Genomic DNA, 23,845 nt, shown 5'->3' with positions numbered 1-23,845 from the left:
ATGCAAGACGTGCAACTAAAGGGGGCGGCGGTCGAAGTCCGCACCGGGCGCGGACGCAGCGGCGTGGCCCTGGGCGTGCGGGCAGGCCTCGTCCTGGCGGTGGCCGCGGGCACCACGCTCGCCGGCGGCACGGCGGCGCAGGCGAAGAGCAGCCCATCTTTGGCCGACCTGCAGATCGTCGGTCACCGCGGCGGCGACGACTACGGCACCGTCAACTCGTTGAACACGCTCCTGCACGCGCTCTCGGTCGCCGACGGTATCGAGTTCGACGTGATGTTCACCAAGGACCACCGCACGGTGGTGCTGCACGACGCGCTGCTGGAGACCACGACGACCAATTGCCACGGCGACGTCTCGAAGATCACCTACGCGAAGCTGCGCACGTGCAAGACCCAGGACGGCAGTCGGGTGCCGAATATCTACGAGGTGCTCAAGGCCGTCGCCAAGGAGCACAAGCAGGCCTATGTGCACGTGAAGGTCGCCGACACCCAGTCCGAGGCCAACAAGGTCATGCGCGCGATCAACAAGTACCACCTCAACGACGGCAAGACCGTCACCACGATCGCGTCGAACACGTCGATCCTGTACAGGCTCAAGAAAGCCGGCTCCCACCGTCGCGGCCTGGTGTTCAACGACCCCAAGTACTGGGACGCGAACTACTCGGTGCTGGTGCCGTACAACGTCACGGTGACTCCTTCGCTGGTGGCCAAGGCGCAGCAGAAGGGCCGGTTCGTGGTCGGCGTGGAGGGCCGCCCGATGAGCGTCGGCGACGTTCCTGCCCTGCACCTGAACGGCTTCATGGCCATGGACCTGTCCCGTGCCCTGCTCAAGCTCGAGGGCGCCCTGGCCGACGTCAACGACCAGCTCAAAAAGCTCACCCCCGGCTCCAGCGGCGACACTGCCACCGGCACCGGCGGCGCCTGACGCCACACTGCGCACGCGACGAGGGCCCGGTGGCAGCAGCCACCGGGCCCTGCTGCGTGCCGGGGGTGCGCCCGCCGCCCGATCATTCATGAGCGCAGCGAGTTCTCTCATACGCCAGGCGTCATCCGAAGGCCCAAATCCGCCCCGAGAATGACGCCCCGGGTATGACAGTGCGCGCTGCGCTCATGAATGAGCAACGGCACATGCCACGAGACGCGGGTGCCGAACCAGGGGCGACCGGGGGTCGCGCGCGAAGCGTCGCGACCCGTTCGCGATGCGGAGCATCGCGATGTGATCCGGAACGAGGTGGCTCGCGCTTTCCGCGAGCACACCTCACCCCGAGTGGAGGTGGCGGGAATTGAACCCGCGTCCTACGGCACCGATCCAGGCCTTCTCCGGGCGCATCCTGCCAACGATTTTCTCAGCCCCGAGGAGTCAGGCAGGCATGCTCCTCGACAGGCTCAGTCACTGTTTGATGTCCGCGTCCACCCCGTGACCGGGTGTCGGCGTGAGCCCTCTCGCTGATGCCAGACACCGGGTCGAAGGCACTCCCCGGGCTGACAGACCTCCTGTGGCTCTACTGACTAGGCAGCAAGAGCGAGGTCGCGCTGGTTATTAACCTTGGCGCTTATTTTTTTGCGAGGCATGGTTAACGAGATCGTCCCCGCATCCTCGGCCCGCTTCTCCTGCAACGACATCCGCAGTCGAAACCGATCACCCCCTGTTGAGTTGTGCAGTCAACGATAGCGCGTGGCGCCGGGTTGGGCAAACCGGCACAGGATCCGCATCTGCGCACGAATCCACCCACGGTGACCGCAAAATAATCGTCAGCAAATAGCTCGACGCATTTCCATTCCGCGCTCGGCGAATAACGTCGGATGGGCCGTGACCTGCGGCTTCTGAGTGCTAATCAGATGATGTGAGAAATGCATGTCGACTGATTATGAAATGCATGCGAAAAGGGCGATGGAATGAGCAAGCGCCAGCGGTGCCGACCCTGGGGCATGGGCTTGTTGGCCGGTGCGGTGATCACCACCACCGCGTTGGCCACCGGACCGGCGCAGGCGGTGCGTACTCACCGGATGTTGATCGTGGCCCACCGTGGCGGCGACGACTGGGGTCCGGAGTCCACGCTGGTCACCTTCCGGCACGCGATCGCCGCGGGCGCACAGGCCATTGAGTTCGACGTGTGGTGGACCGCCGACCACATCCCGGTGGTCATGCACGACCCCACCATGAACCGCACCACCAACTGCAGGGGCCCGATCGCCGACTACACATTGGCCGAACTCGAGCAATGCGACGCCGGTGGCGGCCAGAACGTGCCGACTCTGGACGAAGCCCTGCAGGTCATTGCGCAGGGCCACATCCTGGTGTTCGTGCACTGCAAGCTGGTCAACAACCAATGGCAGGCCGAGACCATCATGGGCGAGATCGACAAGTACGGTCTCAACGACGGCACCTGGGCGACCACCATCGCGGACAATCCGACGATCCTGCATCGGATGTACGAGGCCGGCTCCAATCACCTCGGACTGGTGTTCAACAACCCGGAGGGCTGGGATGCCCCGTACCCGGTCCTGCTGGCCTACAACACCGTGGTCACCCGCAGGCTGGTGGCCCGCGCGCACCGGCACGGCGCCTTCGTGATGACCGTGCAGAATCACGGGCTGACCCTCGACCAGCTGGTTCACCGCAACTACGGCCTGGATGGCTTCTTCGCCAACCACATCGACCAGGTGTTGGAACGGCTGGGCCGTTACCGACCCACCACGGACGGCCCGGCCGGGTACTCGCCAACGCTCAGCTCGAATTCCGACGACGGCGAGTCCTCGACCGGCACCGGCGACTCCTGACGGTACTCGCGACGTTCCGATAAGTCGCGATATCGGAGACAATCGCCCGTTGCGCCGTGACCGGCCGGAATTGGTTACGGCAAAAGGTCGAATTACTGCCGGCCACAGAGGGTTGATGACGGAATTCCCCTACGCACCCATTCGGTCCACATCAAGATCGTGGGGAGGCGATGGGGGGAGGGTCATGCGCCGGGGACCGCTGATCGGAACGAACTTGTTGGTCGCCGCGCTGGCGATGACTCCGCTGTTGGCATGGAACGCCTCGAAGGCCCAGGGCGGCACAGTGCCGGGCGCGTTCCACGCCGCCGACACCGGTCCCGTGGCCAAGCCGACCACCTACGACCTGTCGTACCTGCAGGTGATCGGCCACCGCGGCGGCAACGACTGGGCCCCGGAGAACACCCTGGCCGGCCTCGCCCACTCGTTCCAGACCGGCGCGCAGGCCGTGGAGTTCGACGTGCACTTCAGCTCCGACCAGGTCCCGGTGGTCATGCACGACGAGACGTTGGACCGCACCACGAACTGCTCGGGCGCGGTGGAGAAATACACCTACGCGCAACTGCGCCACTGCGTCTCCAAGCGCGGCGAGCCGGTACCGAACCTCTACGAGGCGCTGGCCGTGGTGGCCCGCGCGCACGGCAATGCGTACGTCCACGTCAAGCAGGCGGACACGGCGGCCCAGGCGCGCAGCATTGTGGCCGCGCTGAATCGCTACGGGCTCAACGACGGACACACCACGACCACCATCGCGGACGAAACCGCCATCCTCGACCGGCTGACGAAGGCCGGCTCCAAGCGCTGCGGGCTGATCTTCAGCCGGCCCAGCTACTGGCGGGCGAAGTACCCGGTGCTGATCCCGTTCAACACCCCGATCACCGCAGCCCTGGTCGCCCGGGCACAGCGCGCGGGGCACTTCGTGATCGCCGTGCAGAACCGCCCGATCCGGGTCGGCACGGTGCCCGGCCTGCACCTGAACGGCTACATGGCCAACTCGCTGGGCAAGGCCCTGTCGACGCTCGCCGACCACACCCAGAGCACCACGGGTTCGCGGGGGGCAGCGCCCGTGCCGCACAGCGACGGTTTCGGAAAGCGACCGGCCGAACGACGTGACAATGATCCGAGATCGGGTACTGCCGCGGCATGACCCGTCCCGGCTCGGATCAGATCACCTCTCACGTCTCAGTGCTCCCACAGGCCACAGGGGCCCTCTTTGTCCACGGGTGAGCCAAAAACCGGGCATTTTTCGCGAACCGGGCACCGCTCCCGCCGTGATTGGCCTCACCATCGACCTCACCGCGTCGCTGCATCGAGTCGAGTGAGGACGAAGAAGATGGCCATCAAGGGGTGGGGCGGCAAAGCCGCTCGTGGTTTGGCTCTGGCCGGCCTGGTGGCCGGTTCGGTGCTGAGTTTCGGCGCGGCCAACGCGTCCGCTTCGCACCACGGCGGGCTGGTCATCGCGCACCGCGGCGGCTACGACCGGGCACCGGAGTCCACCATCGCCGCGATTTCGCACTCCATCCGGGCGGGGGCCGATGGGGTGGAGTTCGACGTGCGGTTCACCAAGGACGGCGTCCCGGTGCTCATGCACGACGACACGGTGACCCGGACCACCAACTGCCGCGGCTTCGTGGACAGCTTCACCTATCGCGAGCTCGAGCACTGCGACGCGGGCAGCTGGTTCTCCGGCCGCTTCCGCGGCGAGCGGGTGCCCAGCCTGAACACTGCGATGGCGTTCATCCGCAGCCACTCCAACACGCTGCGCGCGTTCGTCCACGTCAAGGACTCCAGCCCGAGCGAGGCAGGGCGGATCGTCAACACGATCAGCGCCAACCGGATGGCCAACGACCGGACCACGATCATCGGCAGCACTGAGGCAACGCTGCGCACCATGCGGGCCGCGGGCGCGGGGCGGGTCGGCTACGTGTTCAGCAACCCCGACGGTTGGAACACCGACTGGCCGGTGCTCATCCCGTACAACGTCCCGGTCAGCAGCGGCCTGGTGGCCCGGGCCGAGCGGCGCGGCGCCGAGGTGTTCGCGGTGCAGGACCACCCGGACTCGATGAGCCGGATCTTCGGCCTGGGCCTCACCGGCCTGCTGGCCAATGATCTGACCGAGGCCCTGGACATGATGAACGGCGGCAGCGTGCCCGCGCACAGCTCGCACCGTTCGCATAGCTCGAGAGGGCACAGCCACTCCCACGCGGGCAGTGGCGGCGGCGACTCGCACGGCCACGGCGGGGGCGGCGGCGGTGGCGGCGGCTTCTAGTCGCTGAAGCAAGCAGCGCGACGGCCCGTCCGGATCACTGCGGGCGGGCCGTTCTCCGGCCCGGTCAGTCCTCGCGTTCCCGACCGCCGCGGTTGCGCCGGTTCAGTTCGCGGGCCATCTCCCGGGTGGCCTGCCGCTCGGCCAGCGCCTGCCGCTTGTCGTGCAGCTTCTTGCCCCGGGCCAGCGCGATCTCGACCTTGGCCCGGCCGTCGGAGAAGTACAGCGACAGCGGCACGACGGTCAGCCCCGAGTCCTTGGTCTTCTGCTGCCAACGATCGATCTCCGCGCGGTTCAGCAGCAGCTTGCGCACCCGGCGCGGCTCGTGGTTGGTCCAGGTGCCCTGGTTGTACTCGGGAATGTGCACCGCGTGCAGGAACATCTCGCCGTCGCGAAAGGTCGCGAAGCCGTCGACCAACGACGCCCGGCCGGCCCGCAACGACTTGACCTCCGTGCCGGTCAGCACCAGCCCGGCCTCGTAGACGTCCTCGATGTGGTAGTCGTGGCGCGCCTTCTTGTTCTGGGCGATCACCTTGCGCCCCTTCTCGCGTGCCATGGCGGGCAACTCTACGAGGGGCGAGGACCTAATGCAGCCAGCGCATGGGGTTGGTGAACTTGCCGTCCACCAGCACCTCGAAATGCAGGTGCGGACCGGTGGCCCAACCGGTGGCACCGGAGTAGCCGAGCACCTGTCCGCGCCTGAGGTGCTGGCCCTTGTGCACGATCCAGCGGCTCATGTGGTTGTAGGTGGTGACCAGGTAGACGCCGTTGACGAAGCCGTGGTCGACGATCACCCGGTAGCCGTAGGCGCGGTTGTAGTAGGCCTGCAGCACGACGCCATCCATTGCGGTGTGCACCGCGGTACCGGTGGGCACCCCGAAATCGGTGCCGGTGTGCAACTTCCAGCGGTGCAGGATCGGGTGGTAGCGCATGCCGAACGGCGAGGTGATCGGACCGATCACCGGGAAAGACAGGATGCCGTCGCCGAGCGGCAGACGCCCACCCTTCAGCGCGCGGCGGGCCGCCGCGGCGCGCGCGGCGATGATCCTGGCGAGCCGGTCGGATTCCGCCCTCTCCTCGGCGAACTCCGCCTCCAGGGCGGCCTTCAGTTTCTGCGCGTCGGACAGTGCCTGAGTGCGTTGTGCGACCAGCGCGTCCACCGCGTCGGAGGCGGCGGCGGCGGTGGTGGTGGCGGCCACGCTGCGGATCGCCGCATCGGCAGCGTCGTGCTGTGCGGAGCCGGCGGCGATCTTCAGCGCCGCGAGTTTGGCCTCGCGCATGGCCAGTTCACGCTGGTAGCCGTCGAGCGTCTGCAGAATGAGCCGCTCCGAACGGCTCACCGCCTGCACATAGGCCAGTCCCGAGGTGAAGTCCTCCGGCGAGCGGGCGCCCAGCACCATGCCCAGCCGCGCCATGTCGCCGCCCTCGTAGGCCTGGCGGGCCAGCGCACCGGCGGCGTCGCGGTGGCCGAGCAGGTCGGCGGAGATGTTGTCGTAGACCCGGGCGACCCGCAGCGTCTCCATGGCGGTTGCGGTCACTCTCGCGGTCGCGGCCGCCGCGGCGGATTGCGCGGCGACCTGCGCGCCGCGCGCCGAGGTCAACGCCGCGCGGGCGTGCGGCAGTTGGGCATTGGCTGTGGCCAGCGCGGTCGATGCGGAGGCGACCTTGGTGGCGCTGTCGTTGACCTGCTGGTGCAGCGTGTGCACCTTGGAGTCCACCTTGCGCTTGCGCGCGCCCGGGTCGCCGCCGTCGTGGGCCAGCGCGGCCGGGGCGCCCGTGGCCCCGAGGACCGCCATGATCAGCGCCGTCACACCTGCCCTTTGCCACTCCACTGCCAGCCCCCACCGCTCGTCACAACAGCCCCGCTATCCCCATTGGTAACAACGGAGGCTGTGCAGAACGCGCAGGCGCGCCGCGAGTTGAGAAAGCCCGAAGGTTCTACACGCGCAGGTAGCGACGCAGCGTGATCGCGGAAACGAGGGAGGACACCCCGACGCCGAACAGGAACAGCCAGGGCACCGTGGAGACCACCGCACTCCAGCTGATCCAGGCGGTGAACTGGAAGTTCGGCTCCAGGTAGTGGTCCACCCCGGCCCACTTGGCGAGCACCACCAGCACGGTGGCCAGCACCGCGCCGATCCCCCCGGCCACCGCGCCCTCGAGGATGAACGGCAACCGGATGGACAGGTTGGAGGCGCCCACCAGCCGCTTGATGCTGGTCTCCCGACGCCGGGAGAACGCCGATATTCGAATGGTGTTGATGATCAGCAGCAGCGCCGCGGCCAGGATGATGCCGGCCAGCAGCAGCGCGCCCACGGACACCGCGTGCAGCACCCGGAAGAACGGCTGCAGCACCTTGCGCTGGTCCTGCACCTGCTCGATGCCGGGTCGGCCGTTGAACGCGCTGTAGATGATGTCGTACTTGGTGGGATCGGACAGCTTCACCCGGAAGGACTCCGGCATCTGTTCCGGGGTGATGTTGTCGGCGATCGAGGAGCCCTTGAACTGCTGCTTGAACCGTTCGTAGGCCTGCGTCTTGGACTCGTAGAACACCTCGGCAACCAGCGGCCGCAGCTTGTCCAGATCCGCGCGGATCTCGTTGCGCTGCGAGTCGGTGACCACGCCGCTGCGACAACTCGCGGTGCCCGAGTCGGGCAGGCAGAGGAACAGCGAGACCTCGACCTTGTCGTACCAGTAGTCCTTCATGGTGTTGACCTGCTTGCCGGTCAACATGGCCAGGCCGAACAGCGACAACGCCACCGCGGTGGTGATCACCACGGCGATCGTCATGGTCAGGTTGCGCCGCAACCCCGTGGTGATTTCGCTGGTGACAAAGGAAACTCTCATGCGCTGTATCCGTAAACGCCGCGGTGCTGGTCGCGCACCATCCGGCCGAGTTCCAGTTCGATCACCCGCTTGCGCATCTGGTCCACGATGGCCTGATCGTGCGTGGCCATCAGCACGGTAGTGCCGGTGCGGTTGATCCGGTCCAGCAGCTTCATGATGCCCACCGAGGTGTTCGGGTCCAGGTTCCCGGTGGGCTCGTCCGCGATCAGGATCAGCGGGCGGTTGACGAACGCGCGGGCGATCGCCACCCGCTGCTGCTCACCGCCGGACAGCTCGTCGGGCATGCGGTCGGCCTTGTCGGCCAGGCCGACCAGTTCCAGCACCTCGGGCACCACTTTGCGCACCACGCCGCGGGACTTGCCGAGTACCTCCAGCGCGAAGGCCACGTTCTCGTTGACCGTCTTGTTCGGCAGCAGCCGGAAGTCCTGGAACACCGTGCCGATCTGCCGGCGCAGCGTGGGCACCTTCCAGTTCGACAACCGGGACAAATCCTTGCCCAGCACATGAATCGACCCGGTGGTGGGCCGCTCCTCCTTGAGCACCAGACGCAGAAACGTCGACTTACCCGACCCGGACGCGCCGACGAGGAACACGAACTCGCCCTTGGCGATCTCCAAGGAGACATCGCGCAGCGCAGGTTGGTCCTGGCTGGGATAGGTCTTGCTGACGTTCTCCAAGCGGATCATGCGCGCAACTACTGCCTTCCCCGGCGGCTGGTCTCGATAGTAGGTCGGACACGTTGCCGTCCGGGGAACAACGAACGGCGCGCCGCGAGATCCGCCCCGGGGGTCCGCTCAGCTGCCCAGCAATTGGGACAACAGGGTGTAGGAAGCTCCGTGCACGTCGTTGATGCGATCGGCGGCCGTCGGGTGGCTACCGACTGAGCCGCTCTCGAAGGCCGTGTACAGGGTGCCGTGGTCGAGCACCGTGCCCTCCCCGAGGTTGGGCATCGCGAAGCACCGGATCGACGCGTCACTCAGGTGGGCGTGCCGCCCGGTGATGGTCATGGTGCCGAAGGTGTCCGGGGCATCGGTGTGGCTGATGAAGATGAAGCGATCGCCGGTGACCACGACACCATCGGTCAACGGCGGGGACTGATACGTGTGCTTCTTGTGCAGGGTGCCGGTGGAGTCCACCGAGTACTCGTACATCAGGACGTCCTTGATGCCGTGGTGGCCGGTGTAGAGATGGCCGCCGTAGGAGCTCATGAAGCTGGCCCAGTACACCGGCTGCAGCGCACCGGTCTTGCCCACGTACGGGTAGACGCCGGTGTTGTGCGAGGAGAGAAACGCCTTCGCGAGCTTGCCCATGTCGTACTTGCGGACCTTTTCGTGGTTGGTGTTCGGCTTGTCCTGCGCGAACAGCCAGTTACCGACGATGGCGATGCCACCCAGGTGCGCCTCGGCGATCTTCACGGTGCCGTAGCTGTGCCCGGTGGAGGGGTCGATGGCGACCAGAAGCGAGTCGTGCTTCTTCTTGTACTCGCCGAGAATGAGCAGGCTCGACCCATTGGGCAGCGGCCAGGTGGTCATGCCCTGCGGCGTGTAGCCCGCGGGCAGATTCGGGATCGCGAAGGCGTTGTGGAACGCGTTGTCGTAGATCTCGCTGGCCGCCGGACCGTAGAAGGCGCTGACCGACGGGCGCGCGGAGTCACACCCGGTAGCGGCGGCGGCGGCGACCGTTTGCACCGGGTCGGCGAGGCTGACCACGGAGGCCAGGGCACCGGCAAGGGCGCTGGCCAGAAACCTGACGCGGCGACGACTCAACTGAACTCTCCTCCTCGCCGATCACGGTAAGGAGAACTGCACGTCCACAACTGCCACTACTCACGGTCATGTCGTGACCGTGGACCGGCGTTTGCGTTGCGCCCGAACGGATCCGCGCGCAAATCGTCCGAAACGGGGCGTCAGATTCCTAATTGCCCGCAGCAGATTGCCGGCGCCAACGGATTGCGGCCTCGATGAAGTCATCGATCTCACCGTTGAACACGGCCTGCGGATTACCCACCTCGTGCTCGGTGCGCAGGTCCTTGACCATCTGGTACGGGTGCACCACGTAGGACCGCATCTGGTTGCCCCAAGAACCCGACGAGTCGTCCTTCAGCGCATTGATCTTCGCCTGCTCCTCGCGACGGCGCACCTCGAGCAACTTGGCCTGCAGCACCTCCATCGCGCGGGCCTTGTTCTGCAACTGGGACCGCTCGTTCTGGCACGAGACCACGATGTTCGTCGGAATGTGGGTCAGTCGCACCGCGGAGTCGGTGGTGTTCACGCCCTGCCCGCCGGGGCCGGAAGAACGGTAAACGTCGACCCGGATCTCGTCGTCGGGGATCTCCACGTGGTCGGTCTGCTCGGTCACCGGAACCACCTCGACCCCGGCGAAGGAGGTCTGCCGACGGCCCTGGTTGTCGAACGGGGAGATGCGCACCAACCGGTGCGTGCCCTGCTCCACGGACAACGTGCCATAGGCGTACGGGGCGTGCACCACAAAGGTGGCGGACTTGATGCCCGCCTCCTCGGCGTAGCTGGTGTCGTAGACCTCGGTCGGGTAGCGGTGCCGCTCGGCCCAGCGCAGGTACATCCGGAACAGCATCTCGGCGAAGTCCGCGGCGTCCACGCCACCGGCCTCGGACCGGATGGTAATCAGCGCGTCCCGGCTGTCGTAGGGCCCGTTGAGCAGGGTGCGCACCTCCAGCTCGCCGATCTCCTTGGTGAGCGCGGCGAGCTCGACCTCCGCCTCGGCCCGGGTGTCCGCGTCATCGGCCTCGTCGGCCAACTCGAAGAGCACGCCGAGGTCGTCCAGCCGGCGACGCACGCCCTCGACCTTGTTGATCTCCGCAGCCACCGCCGACATCCGGCTGGTGACCTTTTGCGCCCGCTCCTGGTCGTCCCACAGGTCCGGGGCTGCGGCCTGGTTCTCCAGCTCCTGATGTTCCTTGCGCAGCTTGTCCAGGTCGACGACGTGCTCGACCGAGCTCAGCGTGCTGTTCAGCGCGCGCAGCGCCTCGGTCGGATCAATAACGGCCACGGGAGGGAAGGGTAGCCGGATGAGTAGGGTCGGGCTCGTGTCCGGTGCCACGCGCTCCTTCGGGGAGGAGGGCGCGCGCCTGACCTACGGGTCGTACCTGCGGCTGCCGGAACTGCTCGACCAGCAGCGCACGCTGGCCGACCCCCCGGCCCACGACGAGCTGCTGTTCATCACCATCCACCAGGTTTACGAGCTGTGGTTCGCCGAGATCCTGCACGAGCTGGAGGCGGTGCGGGCGGCGATGTTCTGCGGCCGGCTGTGGCAGGCCCGGCACCTGCTGGACCGGGTGGCCGCGATCGAGAAGGTGCTCATCTCCCAGGTCGAGGTGCTGGAGACGATGACCCCGCAGGACTTTCAGGTCTTCCGCGGTCGGCTGGCCCCGGCGTCGGGGTTCCAATCGGTCCAATTCCGGGAGATCGAGTTCCTGTCCGGCGCGAAAGACCCCGAGTTCGTGGAACGCTTCGTCGGGCTCACCGGCGCCGAGCGAGCCCGGCTGCAACGGCGGCTGGCCGAGCCCACCCTCTGGGACGGCTACCTGCACGTGCTGACCGATCTGGGGCTGGCCACGCAGGGGCCGGGGCTGACCGCGTCCCTGCGCACCGTGGCCGACGACCGCGAGTCCTTCGGCGCGGAGTGGGACCTGGCCGAGGCGCTGATCGCGCACGACGCCAACGCCTGGCTGTGGCGCTCCCGGCACGTCGTTATGGTCGAGCGCCAGATCGGCACCCGTTCCGGCACCGGAGGCTCATCCGGCGGCCCTTATCTACGCAGTCGGCTACCGCTTCGCTACTACCCGGCACTGTGGAACTTGAGGGACGAGCTATGACCTTTTCCGAGGACGAGTTCGCCGCCCTGCGTCAGGCCTACTGGAAGCACGTCGCGGCCGAAGACCTCCTCGGGCGCTCGGCCGCGGACCTGGAGGGCGCGGTCCGTTCCCACCTGGACGTGGCGCGGCAGCGGGCGCAGGGCACCGCGCGGGTGCGGGTGTTCACCCCGTTGACCGGCGAGGTGGGCTGGGACGCCGAGGGCCGTTCGGTGGTGGAGATCGTCACCGATGACATGCCGTTCCTGGTCGACTCGGTCAGCCAGGAACTGACCCGCACCGACCGGGCGATCTTCGTGGTGGTGCACCCGCAGATCGTGGTGCGGCGGGATGTCGCCGGCACCCTGCTCGGCCCGGCCGAGGGCAGCGGGAAGGACCTGGCGGACGCCCGCGAGTCCTGGATGCACCTGGAAATCGACCGGCTCTCCGATGCCGAGGCCGCCGAGGTCGAGGCCGACCTGCGCCGGGTACTCGACGACGTGCGCAGCGCGGTGGAGGACTGGCAGAAAATGGGCGAGGCCGTGCTGCGGGCGGCCGACGACCTGCTCGGCAGCGCGGGCACCCCGGACATGGTGGCCGACCCGGGGCTGACCGAGGCGTGGGACCTGCTGACCTGGCTGGCGGACAACCACTTCACGTTCCTCGGTTACCGCGAGTACAGCCTGGTCGAGGGCCCGAACGGGGACGAGCTGCGGGGTGTGGCCGGCACCGGCCTGGGCATTCTGCGCGGCGACTCGGCGATCTCGGCCTCCTTCGACACGTTGCCCGCGCCGGTGCGGGCCAAGGCCCGCGACCGCAACCCGCTGGTCATCACCAAATCCACCTCCCGCTCCACCGTGCACCGGGCGGGCTATCTGGACTACGTCGGCGTGAAGCGGTTCAACGACGCCGGCGAGGTGATCGGGGAACGTCGCTTCCTCGGCCTGTTCAGCCGCGACGCGTACTCCCAGAGCGTGGTGCGCATCCCGCTGCTGCGGCGCAAGGTCGACGCGCTGTTCGAACTCACCGGCTTCGAGCCGACCAGCTACTCCGGTCGGGACCTGCGGGAGGCGCTGGAGACCTACCCGCGCGATGAGCTGTTCGCCACACCGGTGCCGGAACTGCTGGAGATCCTCACCGCGGTGCTGCATCTGCGGGAACGCCGCCGGCTGCGGCTGTTCCTGCGACACGACGAGTTCGGTCGGTTCGTCTCCGCGTTGGTGTATCTGCCGCGCGACCGCTACAACACCGAGAACCGGCTGCGGATCCAGGGCGTGCTGGTCTCCGAACTGCACGGCACCAACATCGAATACACCTCCTGGGTCACCGAGTCGGTGCTGGCCCGGCTGCACTTTTTCGTCCGCATCGACCCCGAGCGCGCCGTGGCCGACCGGGAGGTGGACGCGGCGGCCATCGAAGCGCGGCTGGTCGAGGTCACCCGGACCTGGCGCGAGGAACTCGTCGAGGCCCTCGACGAGCGCTACGACGCCCACCGCACCGCGGAACTGACGACCTGTTACGCCGACGCGTTCCCGGCCGGATACCGCGAGGCGAACTCGGCGCGCGCGGCGGTGGACGACCTCACCCGGCTGGAGAAGCTGGCCCCGAATTCCCTCGCCGTGCGGCTGTATGCCGGGGCGGACCCGGCCACCCGCCGGTTCACCGTGTTCCGGCGCGGGCCCGCCGTGTCGCTGTCCGAGGTGCTACCGGTGCTGCAGCACCTCGGCGTCGAGGTCACCGACGAACAGCCCTACCGCATCGACGCCCCCGATCTCGGCGAGGCCTGGATCTACGATTTCGGCCTGTGCGCGGGCTCCGACGCGCAGCCCGTGGCCGAGGTGCGCGAGGCCTTCGAGCAGACCTTCCTCGCGGTGCGGGCCGGCCAGGCGGAATCCGACACGTTCAACCGCCTGGTGCTGTGCGCAGGCCTGGACTGGCGTCAGGTTGCCGTGCTGCGCGCGTATGCGAAGTACCTACGGCAAGCCGGCACCACGTTCAGCCAGGATTACCTCGAGCAGGTGGTCACCGGAAATCCGCAGATCGCGCGCACCCTGGTCCGGCTGTTCGAGGCCCGGTTCGACCCGGCGTTGGGCGACGCGCACAACACCGCGCGCACCGACGTGGTAGACGCGTTGCGCTCGGACGTGCTGGCCGCGCTGGACGAGGTAACCAGCCTGGATGCCGACCGCATCCTGCGCTCGTTCCTCACCCTGATCGCCGCCACGCTGCGCACCAACCACTGGTTGCCGCGGGCGAGCGACACCGAGCCCACTGCGGACGTGCGTCCCGCGTTGGCGTTCAAGCTGGACCCACAGCAGATCCCGGACCTGCCCGCGCCCCGACCCCGATTCGAGATTTGGGTGTACTCCCCCACCGTCGAGGGCGTGCACCTGCGCTTCGGTCCGGTGGCCCGCGGCGGTCTGCGCTGGTCCGATCGGCGCGAGGACTTCCGCACCGAAATCCTGGGCCTGGTCAAGGCGCAGATGGTGAAGAACACGGTAATCGTGCCGGTGGGCGCCAAGGGTGGCTTCGTGGTCAAACGCCCGCCGGTCCTGTGCGGGGTGCCGGAGACGGACCGCGCCGCAACCATGACCGAGGGGGTCGCCTGCTACCGCAGCTTCATCGGGGCACTGCTCGAGCTCACCGATGACCTGCGCGGCGGCTCGGTGGTGCCCGCCGCGCACGTGGTACGACACGACAACGACGACGCCTATCTGGTGGTGGCCGCGGACAAGGGCACCGCGACGTTCTCCGACATCGCCAACGCCATCAGCACCGAGCGTGGTTTCTGGCTGGGCGACGCGTTCGCCTCCGGTGGTTCGGCCGGCTACGACCACAAGGTCATGGGCATCACCGCCCGCGGCGCGTGGGAATCGGTCAAGCGGCACTTCCGCGAGCGCGGCATCGACTGCCAGAGCACGGATTTCACCTGCGTCGGCGTCGGTGACATGTCCGGTGACGTGTTCGGCAACGGCATGTTGCTGTCCCGACACATCCGCCTGGTGGCCGCCTTCGACCACCGACATGTGTTTCTGGACCCCGATCCGGACGCGGAGAGCTCCTGGCACGAGCGGGCCCGGATGTTCGCGTTGCCGCGCTCCTCGTGGGCGGACTACGACACCTCACTGATCTCGGCCGGCGGCGGGGTGTACCCGCGGGGCCTGAAGTCGATCCCGATCAGCGACCCGGTCCGTGCCCGGCTCGGCCTGCCCACGGGCATCACCGCGATGACCCCGAACGACCTGCTGCACGCGATCCTGCTGGCCCCCGTGGACCTGCTGTGGAACGGCGGCATCGGCACCTATGTGAAGGCCGGCGATGAATCGCACGCCGAGGTCGGCGATAAGGCCAACGACGCCATCCGGGTCAACGGCGGCGACCTGCGCGCGGCCTGCGTCGGTGAGGGTGGCAACCTGGGCGCCACCCAGCGCGGCCGCATCGAGTACGCGCTGACGGGTGGTCAGATCAATACTGACGCCATCGACAACTCCGCCGGGGTGGACACCTCCGACCACGAGGTGAACATCAAGATCCTGCTCAACCACGCCGGCTCCGCCGGCCCGGACCGCGACGCTCTGCTGGCCTCGATGACCGACGAGGTGGCCGCGCTGGTGCTGGCCGACAACTACGCGCAGAACGTGGCGCTGGCCAACGCCGAGGCACAGGCCGCCCAATTGCTACCGGCGCACAACCGGCTCATCCGGCACCTGGAGTCCACCGGCGACCTCGACCGGGCCCTGGAGTTCCTGCCGTCGGATAAACAAATCGCGGCGCGTGCGGCCGCCGGCCGCGGGCTGACCGGGCCGGAGCTGTCGGTGCTGCTGGCCTATCAGAAGATCACTCTGGACCGGGAGCTGCTGGACAGCGACCTCCCGGAGTCCGCGGCGCTGCAGCGCGTCCCGGTGGAGTACTTCCCGATACCGCTGCGGGACCGATTCGCTCAAGCCATCGCGGAACACCCGCTGCGCCGGGAAATTTTGGTCACTTCCGTGGTCAACGACCTGGTCAACGACGCCGGGATCACCTTCGTGCACCGGCTGCGCGAGGAGACCGCGCAGCCGGGCGTGGACATCGCCCGCGCCTACCTGGTCGCCCGCGACGCGTTCGACCTGGAGCAGTTCCGCAACGACGTGGCCGCCCTGGACGGCACGATCCCCGCCGAGGTGTCCACCCGGATGCGGTTGCAGGCCCGGCGCCTGGCCGAGCGGGCCACCCGCTGGCTGCTGGCCAAGCGCCGCTCGCCGCTGGACATCGACGCCGAGGTGGACTTCTTCAGCTCCGGGGTCACCGAGGTGTTGGGCCTGGTACCGGAACTGGCCCGCGGCGCCGACGCGGCAGGCTTGGCCGAGGGCCGCGACGCACTGGTCGCGGCCGGGGTCCCGCACTCACTCGCGCAGCGTTGCGCCGCACTGGACCTGGCCTTCGCCTCGCTGGACATCGTGGAGGTGGCGACCAACTCCGGGTGCTCCCGAGCACTGGTGGCCGAGGCGTTCTTCCTCATCGCCGACGAGTTGGAGATCAGCGAACTGCTGCACGCCGTCAACGCGCTGCCGCGGGACGACCGGTGGCGCACCATGGCCCGGGCCTCACTGCGCGAAGACCTTTTCGCGGCGCACGCCGCGCTCACCGCGGAAGTGTTGGCGGCCGGCGACGGCCCGGTGGGCGACCGGTTCAAGACCTGGCGGGAGGCCGCCGGGCCGGTGGTCGAACGCACCAATCGGGTGATCGGCGAGATTGTGTCCGCGGACCACCTGGACCTGGCGATGGCCTCGGTGGCACTGCGGAACTTCCGCGCGCTGCTCACCGGACCGCGCTCCTGACTGCCATCATCTCCCCACCGCCGTCCCCGGAGGACCCTCATGACCGACCAGGAAAAGCTCACCTCCACCATCGAGATCGCCGTCCCGCCGGAGAGAATCTGGTCGATGGTCAGCGACCTGCCGCGGATGGGTGAGTGGAGTCCGGAGAACGTTGGCGGGAAGTGGGTGGGCGGGGCCACCGAGGCCGCGCCGGGGGTGAAGTTCAAGGGCACCAACAAGAACGGCTGGCACCGCTGGTCCGGCGGCGTGGTGGTCAACCAGGCCGAGGCACCCAAGCACCTGTCGTTCACCGTGAAGATCGCCGGGTTGAACGGCGCCACCTGGGGCTACGACATCGAGCCGACCACCGAGGGCTGCCGGGTCACCGAGAGCTGGACGGACACCCGCAGCTCGATCTTCAAGGTCGGGCTGGTGACCAAGCTGGCGACCGGCGTCGCCGACCGGACCGGCTACGCCCAGGAGCTGATGGACACCACGCTGGCCAACATCAAGAAGGCCGCCGAATCCAACTAACCCATGTACTCCTCGCTGCGCTCGTCAACATGTGCCATCGCCTCGGGCATACGAGCAAGCTCGCATGCCGCTCGGCTCAGTTCATGTGCGGGTAGCGCCAGTCCGTGGGCGGCACGAAGGTCTCCTTGATCGCCCGCGGACTGGTCCAGCGCAGCAGGTTCAGTGCGGAGCCGGCCTTGTCGTTGGTACCGGATGCGCGGGCGCCACCGAACGGCTGCTGGCCGACCACCGCGCCGGTCGGCTTGTCGTTGACGTAGAAGTTCCCGGCAGCGAAGCGCAGGGCGTGCCCGGCTCGGGCCACGGCCGCCCGGTCGGTGGCGAACACCGCGCCGGTCAGGGCGTAGTCGGTGCCGCGGTCGACGGTGTCCAGCACCTGATCGAAGTCGGCGTCCTCGTAGATGAACAGCGACAGGATCGGGCCGAAGTACTCCGTGCGCATGGCCTCGTCGGCCGGGTCGGCGCAGCGGATCACCGTCGGTCGCACGAACCAGCCAACGGCTTCGGTGTAGCTGCCGCCGACCAGGATGTCGGTGCTGGCCCGCACCCGGGCGCGTTCGATGGCGTCGCGGTGGGTGGCGAAGGCCTTGCCGTCGATGACCGCGCCGAGGAAGTTGCCGAGGTCCGTCACGTCGCCCATCGGCAATTCGGCGGTCTCGGCGAGGAAGTCCGGGCCCATGCGGTCCCAGACCGAGCGGGCGATGTACGCCCGCGACGCCGCCGAGCACTTCTGACCCTGGTACTCAAACGCGCCGCGGATCAGCGCGGTGCGCAGCGCGGCGGGGTCCGCGGACGGGTGGGCAAGCACGAAGTCCTTGCCGCCGGTCTCCCCGACCAGCCGCGGGTAGGTGCGGTAGCCGGCGATGTTCTCCCCGACCGTGCGCCACAACTGCTGGAACACCTTCGTCGAGCCGGTGAAGTGAATGCCGGCCAACGCCGGGTGGGTCAGCGCGACCTCGGAGGAGGCCTTGCCGTCGCCGGGCAGCATGTTGATCACGCCCGGCGGCAGACCCGCAGCCTCCAGGATCTGCATGATGACCCGCGCGGCCAGCGTCTGCGTGGTGGCGGGCTTCCACAGCACGGTGTTGCCCATCAGCGCCGGGGCGGTGGGCAGGTTGCCCGCGATCGAGGTGAAGTTGAACGGGGTGATCGCGTAGACGAAGCCCTCCAGCGGGCGGTGGTCGAGGCGGTTCCACGCCCCGGGCGGGCTGATCGGCTGCTCGGCGTGAATGGTCCGCGCGAACCCGACGTTGAACCGCCAGAAGTCAATGAGCTCGCACGCCGCGTCGATCTCGGCCTGGTAGATCGTTTTGGACTGGCCGAGCATGGTGGCCGCGTTCATCGTTTCCCGCCACGGGCCGGCCAGTAGGTCGGCCGCGCGTAGAAACACCGCGGCGCGCTCATCGAAGGTCAGGTCGCGCCAGACGGGGGCCGCCTGCAACGCAGCCTCGACGGCGGCGGCGGCGTCCGCGTGGTCGGCGCCCCGGCCCATGCCGAGCAGCAGCCGACGGTCGTGCGGGGCCCGCACCTCGAACTCCGGCCCGTGACCCGAGCGGGAGACCCCGCCGATGGTGACGGTGAGGTCAGCCCGTTCGGCGGCCAGCGACTTGAGTTTGGCCTCCAGCCGGGCGCGCTCCGGGCTGCCCTGCACATAGCCGGACACCGGTTCGTTGCGCGGCGGCGGCACTCGGGTCAGCGCGTCCACCTGATCGCCTCCGAAACTCACCAGGGCATGATCATTCCCCGCTCGACCATCGTGACACGCGATTGAGGCGAGCGAAGGACAAGCACGCAACCTGGTGCTTTACGACTGCGGCCCGCTTGTCCTGCCGAGCCGATTGAGCGTGTGGAGCGAAGCGCACACGCGATTGAGGCGAGCGAAGGACAAGCGCGCAACCTGGTGCTTTACGAGGTCGTTGGTGGACGCGGGGGCAGGGTTGGATCCGCGCCCCGCAGATACCCAGAGGTGCAGCCCCGGTCGAGGGGTTCCCCCGTACCCCCGCCCTGACCTGCAGCAGCTCGCGTCCGGTACGCCCCTCGTGCCCGAACGCCTGCCCACCCCCCGTGGATCCGTGCGAATGCGAATTCGTTGCGCCCCCGCGTCCGTTCTCAGGTCTAACGGTGGGTCAGTGGTCGGTCAACGCACGTTCCCCCGTTCGGGCAGAACTCAGCCCGCGGCGAGCAGCCCCGCGATCTCCTGCACGGCGTACCACTGCAGCGCGTGGTCGGCAGCGCCGTCCACGGTGAACTGCGCGTCGTCGTCGCCGCGATCGGCGGCCACGATCGCTTCGGCGGCGGCGGTCACGTCAGCGACGGCGGACGGGTCGTCGACGTGCACCGAGGCCCAGATCCGCATCGGCACCGCGGCGCCGATGAGCACGACGGCCGGGTGTCGGTCCGGGGCGGGCAGCACGTCGGGGTCGGGGACGTCCGCGGCCACCACCACGCGGCGGCGCGGCACGGTCGGGTCGGCAGCGAGCAGTCGCAGGCACTCCTGCGCGGCGTCGCCCATCGCGGCGAACTCCAACTCCTCCGCGTCACCCGACGCGTACCACTCGCGCAGCGCCGGGGTGACCGCGAAGCCGGTGCCCGGCGGCAGCCCGCCACGCTGCGCAGCGCCCGCCAGGCCCGCCCAGGTGAGCGGCAGGTACACGCGCACGGCGCCCTCCGATCCGTTCGGAGCCAATTCTGTCGGTTGGCGATCCGGACGTATCAGCGCGCCCGTTCGTGGCTCTGAACGGGCGTGCAGTCATCGATCCTCCCCGCCGCCCCGCTGGCCGCCGCGCTCCCCCTCGCGCGGGTCGAGCCAACCCATCCGCACGCGTGGGCGACCGCGTTCGCCCGCGCGGTCGCCGAGACGCTGGTCGGGCAACGCCCGGCGGGCACCCTCGCCCCATTCGTCAGCCGTGAGGTGCGCGAGGTACTGCACCGCCGCCCGATGCCGGGGCCCCGGCGGCCGCATGCGGGCCCGCGGCCGGCGCCGCACCGGGTGCACGTGCGGCGGGTGGCGCCGGACGTGGTCGAGGCGAACACCGTGCTGCGCGGCGAGCGGGTGCGGGCCATGGCATTCCGGATGGAGGCCAGGCGCGGCCGGTGGATCTGCACGGCGCTGGAGATCGGCTGACGGCTGACCCCAGTACGCTCGTCCGGCCGTGACCACCGATGCCCGCCGCACGCACCCGCTGCCCGCAGGGGTGCTGTGGGACATGGACGGCACGCTGGTCGACACCGAGCCGTACTGGATCGAGTGCGAGTTCGCGCTCGTGGAGTCATACGGCGGCACCTGGTCCGCCGCGCACGCCCACGAGCTGGTCGGCGGGGACCTCATCGAATCCGCCCTGTACATCGCCGAGCACGGCGGTGTGCCGCTGTCCGCCGAGGAGATCGTCCACCGGCTGCTGGACGGCGTGGTCTCCCGGGTGCGCGCGCACATCCCGTGGCGACCGGGCGCGCAGGAGCTGCTCACCGACCTGCGTGCGCGCCGCGTGCCCTGCGCCCTGGTGACCATGTCCTGGCGGCGGTTCGCCGAGGCGGTGCTGGACGGGTTGCCGGATGGCACCTTCGCCGCGCTGGTCACCGGCGACGAGGTCGCCGCCCCGAAACCGAACCCGGAGCCCTATTTGTTGGCCGCTCGATTACTGGGCGCCTCTCCGGCGCGCTGTATCGCGATCGAGGACTCCCCACGGGGTGTCACGTCCGCGGTGGCGGCCGGTGTGCACACCCTGGCCGTCCCGCACGTGGTGCCGCTGACGCCCGGCCCGGGCCGCACCCTGACGAACAGCCTCGTCGGCTGGACCGCCGCCGATCTCGCCGAGCTGCTCGCCAACGTCCGGCTCTGACAGCGTTCTTACGCGGCGAGAGCCGGACGTTGTGAGGGGGAGTCAGCCCTTGTCGCGCTTGGCCGCGCGCCGCTCGGACCGGTTCATCTTCTGCGCGGGCAGGTCCGGCCCATCGTCGTCGGAGTCCAGGTCGAGGTCCATCTCGCCGTTGAACTCGATCGTGGCCTGGTCGCCGTCGATGGTGGGCGCGCTGTAGTGCAGCTCGCTGCGCCGCTCCGGGGTGTCCAGGCCGCGGGCCAGGATGTGCGGCGGCTCCTCCTCGCTGGCCGCCTCGGTGGCCTCGTCGGCCTGATCGACCTGCACCTCGACGTTGAAGATGAAGCCGATCGATTCCTCGCGGATCGCCTCCATCATCGCGGTGAACAGCTCGAAGCCCTCGCGCTGGTACTCCACCAACGGGTCACGGGCGGCCATGGCGCGCAGGCCGATGCCCTCGCGCAGGTAGTCCATCTCGTAGAGGTGCTCGCGCCACTTGCGGTCCAGCACGGAGAGCACCACGCGTCGCTCCAGCTCGCGCATGACCTCCTCGCCCAGCGCCGCCTCGCGCTCGTCGTACCGGTCGAACGCGTCGTCCTTGATGGCCTCCATGACCATCTCGATCTCGAGGCTGGCCTTGTCCCCGTTGACCTGTGCAAGCACCTGCTCCGGCGCCAACTGGATCGGGTACAGCTGGCGGAAGGCCGCCCACAGCTTGTCCAGGTCCCAGTCCTCGGCGAACGCATCGCCGGTTTCGGCGTTGACGTAGGCCTCGACGGTGTCCTCCAGGAAGCCAAGGACCTGGTCGCGCAGGTCCTCGCCGTGCAGCACCCGGCGCCGCTCTTGGTAGATCACCATGCGCTGCTTGTTGAGCACCTCGTCGTACTTGAGCACGTTCTTGCGGATCTCGAAGTTCTGCTGCTCCACCTGCGACTGCGCGGACTGGATCGCGCGGGACACCATCTTCGACTCGATCGGCACATCCTCCGGCACGTTGAGCCGGGTCAGCACCTGTTCCACGACCTGGGACTTGAACAGCCGCATCAGGTCATCGCCCAGCGACAGGTAGAACCGGGACTCGCCGGGGTCGCCCTGCCGACCTGACCGACCGCGCAACTGGTTGTCGATGCGCCGCGACTCGTGCCGCTCGGTGCCCAACACGTACAACCCACCCAGCTCGGACACCTCGTCGTGCTCCGCCTGCACGGCCGCCTTGGCCGCCTCCAGAGCTCCGGGCCAGGCGGCCTCGTAGTCCTCCGGGTTATCCGCCGCGATCAGGCCCTTGCGCTCCAACTCGGCGTGGGCGAGGAACTCCACGTTGCCGCCGAGCATGATGTCGGTGCCACGCCCGGCCATGTTGGTGGCCACGGTGACCGCGCTCTTGCGTCCGGCCTCGGCGACGACCGCCGCCTCCCGGGCGTGCTGCTTGGCGTTGAGCACCTCATGGCGCACGCCACGCCGCTTGAGCAGCTGCGACAGGTGTTCGGACTTCTGCACCGACACCGTGCCGACCAGCACCGGTTGGCCGCGCTCGTGCCGGGTGGCGATGTCCTCGACCACCGCGTCGTACTTGGCCGCCTCGGTCTTGTAGACCAGGTCCGCCTGGTCCTTGCGGATCATCGGTTTGTTGGTCGGGATGCTCACCACGCCGAGCTTGTAGATCTTGTCGAACTCGGCGGCCTCGGTCATGGCCGTACCGGTCATGCCGGACAACTTCTCGTAGAGCCGGAAGAAGTTCTGCAGGGTGATCGTGGCGAGGGTCTGGTTCTCGTCCTTGATCTCCACGCCCTCTTTGGCCTCGATGGCCTGGTGCATGCCCTCGTTGTAACGGCGACCGGCCAGCACGCGGCCGGTGTGCTCGTCGACGATGAGCACCTCGCCCTCGACAACGATGTAGTCCTTGTCCCGCTTGAACAACTCCTTGGCCCGGATGGCGTTGTTCAGGTAGCCGATCAGCGGGGTGTGCACCGACTCGTAGAGGTTCTCGATGCCCAACCAGTCCTCGACCTTGCTGATGCCCTGCTCGTGCACCGCGACGGTGCGCTTCTTCTCGTCGAAGGAGTAGTCGTTGGTCTCCGGGACCTTGCCCTCGCGGATGTTCTCCTTGGCCGCCTCGCCCGCGCGCAGCATCAGCGTCAGGCGGGCGAACTCGTTGTACCACTTGGTGGCCTGGTCGGCCGGGCCGGAGATGATCAGCGGCGTGCGGGCCTCGTCGATCAGGATGGAGTCGACCTCGTCCACGATCGCGTAGTGGTGGCCGCGCTGCACCAGTTCGTCGGCGGTCCAGGCCATGTTGTCGCGCAAGTAGTCGAAGCCGAACTCGTTGTTGGTGCCGTAGGTGACGTCGCAGTTGTACTGCGCGCGGCGCACGTCCGGCGGCTGCTGGGCCAGGATCGTGCCCACGCTCAGCCCGAGGAAGCGGTGCACGCGGCCCATCAGGTCGGCCTGGTACTCGGCCAGGTAGTCATTGACGGTGATCACGTGCACGCCGTCGCCGGTCAGGGCGTTGAGGTAGGTGGGGCAGGTGGCGACCAGGGTCTTGCCCTCGCCGGTACGCATCTCGGCGATGTTGCCCAGGTGCAGCGCGCCGCCGCCCATGATCTGCACGTCGTAGTGTCGTTGGCCGAGCGTGCGCTTGGCCGCCTCGCGGACCGTGGCGAAGGCCTCGGGCAGGATGTCGTCGAGGGTTTCGCCGTCCTCCAGGCGCTTGCGGAACTCGTCGGTCATCTCGCGCAGTTCCGCGTCGGACATCTTCTCGAAGTCCGGCTCCAGGGCGTTGACCTGCGCAGAGATACCGGCCAGCTTGCGCAGGATCCGGCCCTCGCCGGTACGCAACATCTTGTCGAAGAGATTGGGCACGCTGACGAACTCCCTGCCGGTCGGCACGCGAAACGCGACGGCGCGACACCACGCCGTAGCTCTCATCGTAGGGGGACAACGTGTCTGCGCACGGTTCTGCACCCGCCGGTGGGCCCCCGTTT

18 protein-coding genes and 1 other RNA gene are annotated in these 23,845 nt (G+C 68.4%); 9 read left to right on the top strand and 10 right to left on the bottom strand.

Translation table 11 applies throughout. From position 1 onward, the window contains the following. The gene (locus tag VGJ14_18870; GenBank protein ID HEY2834490.1) at positions 1-924 is read left to right on the top strand and encodes a glycerophosphodiester phosphodiesterase family protein; all 924 of its coding nucleotides are present in this window, start codon (positions 1-3) and stop codon (positions 922-924) included. Positions 925-1,264: 340 nt separating this feature from the next. Here the strand turns inward: VGJ14_18870 and ssrA are convergent. After that, positions 1,265-1,646, bottom strand: a transfer-messenger RNA (tmRNA) gene (ssrA, locus tag VGJ14_18865). Positions 1,647-1,895: 249 nt separating this feature from the next. On the opposite strand from ssrA, the gene VGJ14_18860 reads away from it, so the two are divergent. The 3 genes from VGJ14_18860 to VGJ14_18850 all read left to right on the top strand — a co-directional run bounded on the left by VGJ14_18860 (position 1,896) and on the right by VGJ14_18850 (position 5,046). Further along, positions 1,896-2,780 carry a glycerophosphodiester phosphodiesterase family protein gene (locus tag VGJ14_18860; GenBank protein HEY2834489.1) on the top strand — a complete coding sequence of 295 codons (885 nt, stop codon included), beginning with the start codon at positions 1,896-1,898 and terminating at the stop codon, positions 2,778-2,780. Positions 2,781-2,964: 184 nt separating this feature from the next. Continuing rightward, positions 2,965-3,924 carry a glycerophosphodiester phosphodiesterase family protein gene (locus VGJ14_18855; protein ID HEY2834488.1) on the top strand — a complete coding sequence of 320 codons (960 nt, stop codon included), beginning with the start codon at positions 2,965-2,967 and terminating at the stop codon, positions 3,922-3,924. Between the two features lie 186 nt (positions 3,925-4,110). Then, on the top strand, positions 4,111-5,046 hold the full coding sequence (locus VGJ14_18850; protein ID HEY2834487.1) for a glycerophosphodiester phosphodiesterase family protein: 936 nt from the start codon (positions 4,111-4,113) through the stop codon (positions 5,044-5,046). A gap of 64 nt (positions 5,047-5,110) precedes the next feature. On the opposite strand, the gene smpB is transcribed toward VGJ14_18850, so the two are convergent. The 6 genes from smpB to prfB form a co-directional block, all read right to left on the bottom strand. Then, entirely contained in the window at positions 5,111-5,599 is a 489-nt protein-coding gene (smpB, locus tag VGJ14_18845; protein HEY2834486.1) for an SsrA-binding protein SmpB, read from the bottom strand. Positions 5,600-5,627: 28 nt separating this feature from the next. Continuing rightward, positions 5,628-6,854 (bottom strand): M23 family metallopeptidase, encoded by a 1,227-nt coding sequence (locus tag VGJ14_18840; GenBank protein HEY2834485.1) that lies wholly within the window; start codon positions 6,852-6,854, stop codon positions 5,628-5,630. 127 nt (positions 6,855-6,981) lie between these two features. Further along, the gene (gene ftsX, locus VGJ14_18835; GenBank protein HEY2834484.1) at positions 6,982-7,890 is read right to left on the bottom strand and encodes a permease-like cell division protein FtsX; all 909 of its coding nucleotides are present in this window, start codon (positions 7,888-7,890) and stop codon (positions 6,982-6,984) included. Next, positions 7,887-8,576, bottom strand: a complete 690-nt coding sequence (gene ftsE, locus VGJ14_18830; protein HEY2834483.1) for a cell division ATP-binding protein FtsE — start codon at positions 8,574-8,576, stop codon at positions 7,887-7,889. Before ftsE ends, ftsX begins: the two co-directional genes overlap by 4 nt. Positions 8,577-8,684: 108 nt before the next feature. Continuing rightward, positions 8,685-9,656, bottom strand: coding sequence for a hypothetical protein (locus tag VGJ14_18825; protein HEY2834482.1), 972 nt, complete (start codon positions 9,654-9,656; stop codon positions 8,685-8,687). 148 nt (positions 9,657-9,804) lie between these two features. Beyond that, entirely contained in the window at positions 9,805-10,917 is a 1,113-nt protein-coding gene (prfB, locus tag VGJ14_18820) for a peptide chain release factor 2 (protein HEY2834481.1), read from the bottom strand. 37 nt (positions 10,918-10,954) lie between these two features. Between prfB and VGJ14_18815 the strand changes: the two genes are divergently transcribed. From VGJ14_18815 to VGJ14_18805, 3 genes are read left to right on the top strand one after another with little or no spacing between them, the layout of a single operon-like run. Beyond that, positions 10,955-11,743 carry a tryptophan 2,3-dioxygenase family protein gene (locus VGJ14_18815; GenBank protein ID HEY2834480.1) on the top strand — a complete coding sequence of 263 codons (789 nt, stop codon included), beginning with the start codon at positions 10,955-10,957 and terminating at the stop codon, positions 11,741-11,743. Further along, the gene (locus VGJ14_18810) at positions 11,740-16,539 is read left to right on the top strand and encodes an NAD-glutamate dehydrogenase (protein ID HEY2834479.1); all 4,800 of its coding nucleotides are present in this window, start codon (positions 11,740-11,742) and stop codon (positions 16,537-16,539) included. Before VGJ14_18815 ends, VGJ14_18810 begins: the two co-directional genes overlap by 4 nt. A 39-nt stretch (positions 16,540-16,578) precedes the next feature. Beyond that, a complete protein-coding gene (locus VGJ14_18805) occupies positions 16,579-17,052 on the top strand; it encodes an SRPBCC family protein (GenBank protein ID HEY2834478.1) in 474 nt (157 codons plus the stop codon). Positions 17,053-17,128: 76 nt separating this feature from the next. Here VGJ14_18805 and pruA read toward each other — a convergent pair whose 3' ends face one another. Both pruA and VGJ14_18795 read right to left on the bottom strand, forming a co-directional pair. After that, a complete protein-coding gene (gene pruA, locus VGJ14_18800; GenBank protein ID HEY2834477.1) occupies positions 17,129-18,775 on the bottom strand; it encodes an L-glutamate gamma-semialdehyde dehydrogenase in 1,647 nt (548 codons plus the stop codon). A gap of 441 nt (positions 18,776-19,216) precedes the next feature. After that, entirely contained in the window at positions 19,217-19,708 is a 492-nt protein-coding gene (locus VGJ14_18795; GenBank protein HEY2834476.1) for a hypothetical protein, read from the bottom strand. 84 nt (positions 19,709-19,792) lie between these two features. On the opposite strand from VGJ14_18795, the gene VGJ14_18790 reads away from it, so the two are divergent. Both VGJ14_18790 and VGJ14_18785 read left to right on the top strand, forming a co-directional pair. Then, positions 19,793-20,173 (top strand): Rv3235 family protein, encoded by a 381-nt coding sequence (locus VGJ14_18790; protein ID HEY2834475.1) that lies wholly within the window; start codon positions 19,793-19,795, stop codon positions 20,171-20,173. Between the two features lie 28 nt (positions 20,174-20,201). Further along, the gene (locus VGJ14_18785) at positions 20,202-20,888 is read left to right on the top strand and encodes an HAD family phosphatase (protein HEY2834474.1); all 687 of its coding nucleotides are present in this window, start codon (positions 20,202-20,204) and stop codon (positions 20,886-20,888) included. 42 nt (positions 20,889-20,930) lie between these two features. Here VGJ14_18785 and secA read toward each other — a convergent pair whose 3' ends face one another. Beyond that, entirely contained in the window at positions 20,931-23,723 is a 2,793-nt protein-coding gene (gene secA / locus VGJ14_18780) for a preprotein translocase subunit SecA (protein ID HEY2834473.1), read from the bottom strand. Between the last annotated feature and the right edge of the window lie 122 nt (positions 23,724-23,845).

The sequence above is a fragment of the Sporichthyaceae bacterium genome, assembly GCA_036493475.1.
GTDB lineage: Bacteria > Actinomycetota > Actinomycetes > Sporichthyales > Sporichthyaceae > DASQPJ01.
This window is presented reverse-complemented; position numbering and strand designations above follow the sequence as displayed.

Bases quoted from the DNA above. Each gene is read 5' to 3' on its own strand.
- VGJ14_18870 (HEY2834490.1), top strand. From the start codon at position 1: ATGCAAGACGTGCAACTAAAGGGGGCGGCGGTCGAAGTCCGCACCGGG.
- VGJ14_18860 (HEY2834489.1), top strand. From the start codon at position 1,896: ATGAGCAAGCGCCAGCGGTGCCGACCCTGGGGCATGGGCTTGTTGGCC.
- VGJ14_18855 (HEY2834488.1), top strand. From the start codon at position 2,965: ATGCGCCGGGGACCGCTGATCGGAACGAACTTGTTGGTCGCCGCGCTG.
- VGJ14_18850 (HEY2834487.1), top strand. From the start codon at position 4,111: ATGGCCATCAAGGGGTGGGGCGGCAAAGCCGCTCGTGGTTTGGCTCTG.
- smpB (HEY2834486.1), bottom strand. From the start codon at position 5,599: ATGGCACGCGAGAAGGGGCGCAAGGTGATCGCCCAGAACAAGAAGGCG.
- ftsX (HEY2834484.1), bottom strand. From the start codon at position 7,890: ATGAGAGTTTCCTTTGTCACCAGCGAAATCACCACGGGGTTGCGGCGC.
- ftsE (HEY2834483.1), bottom strand. From the start codon at position 8,576: ATGATCCGCTTGGAGAACGTCAGCAAGACCTATCCCAGCCAGGACCAA.
- VGJ14_18810 (HEY2834479.1), top strand. From the start codon at position 11,740: ATGACCTTTTCCGAGGACGAGTTCGCCGCCCTGCGTCAGGCCTACTGG.
- VGJ14_18805 (HEY2834478.1), top strand. From the start codon at position 16,579: ATGACCGACCAGGAAAAGCTCACCTCCACCATCGAGATCGCCGTCCCG.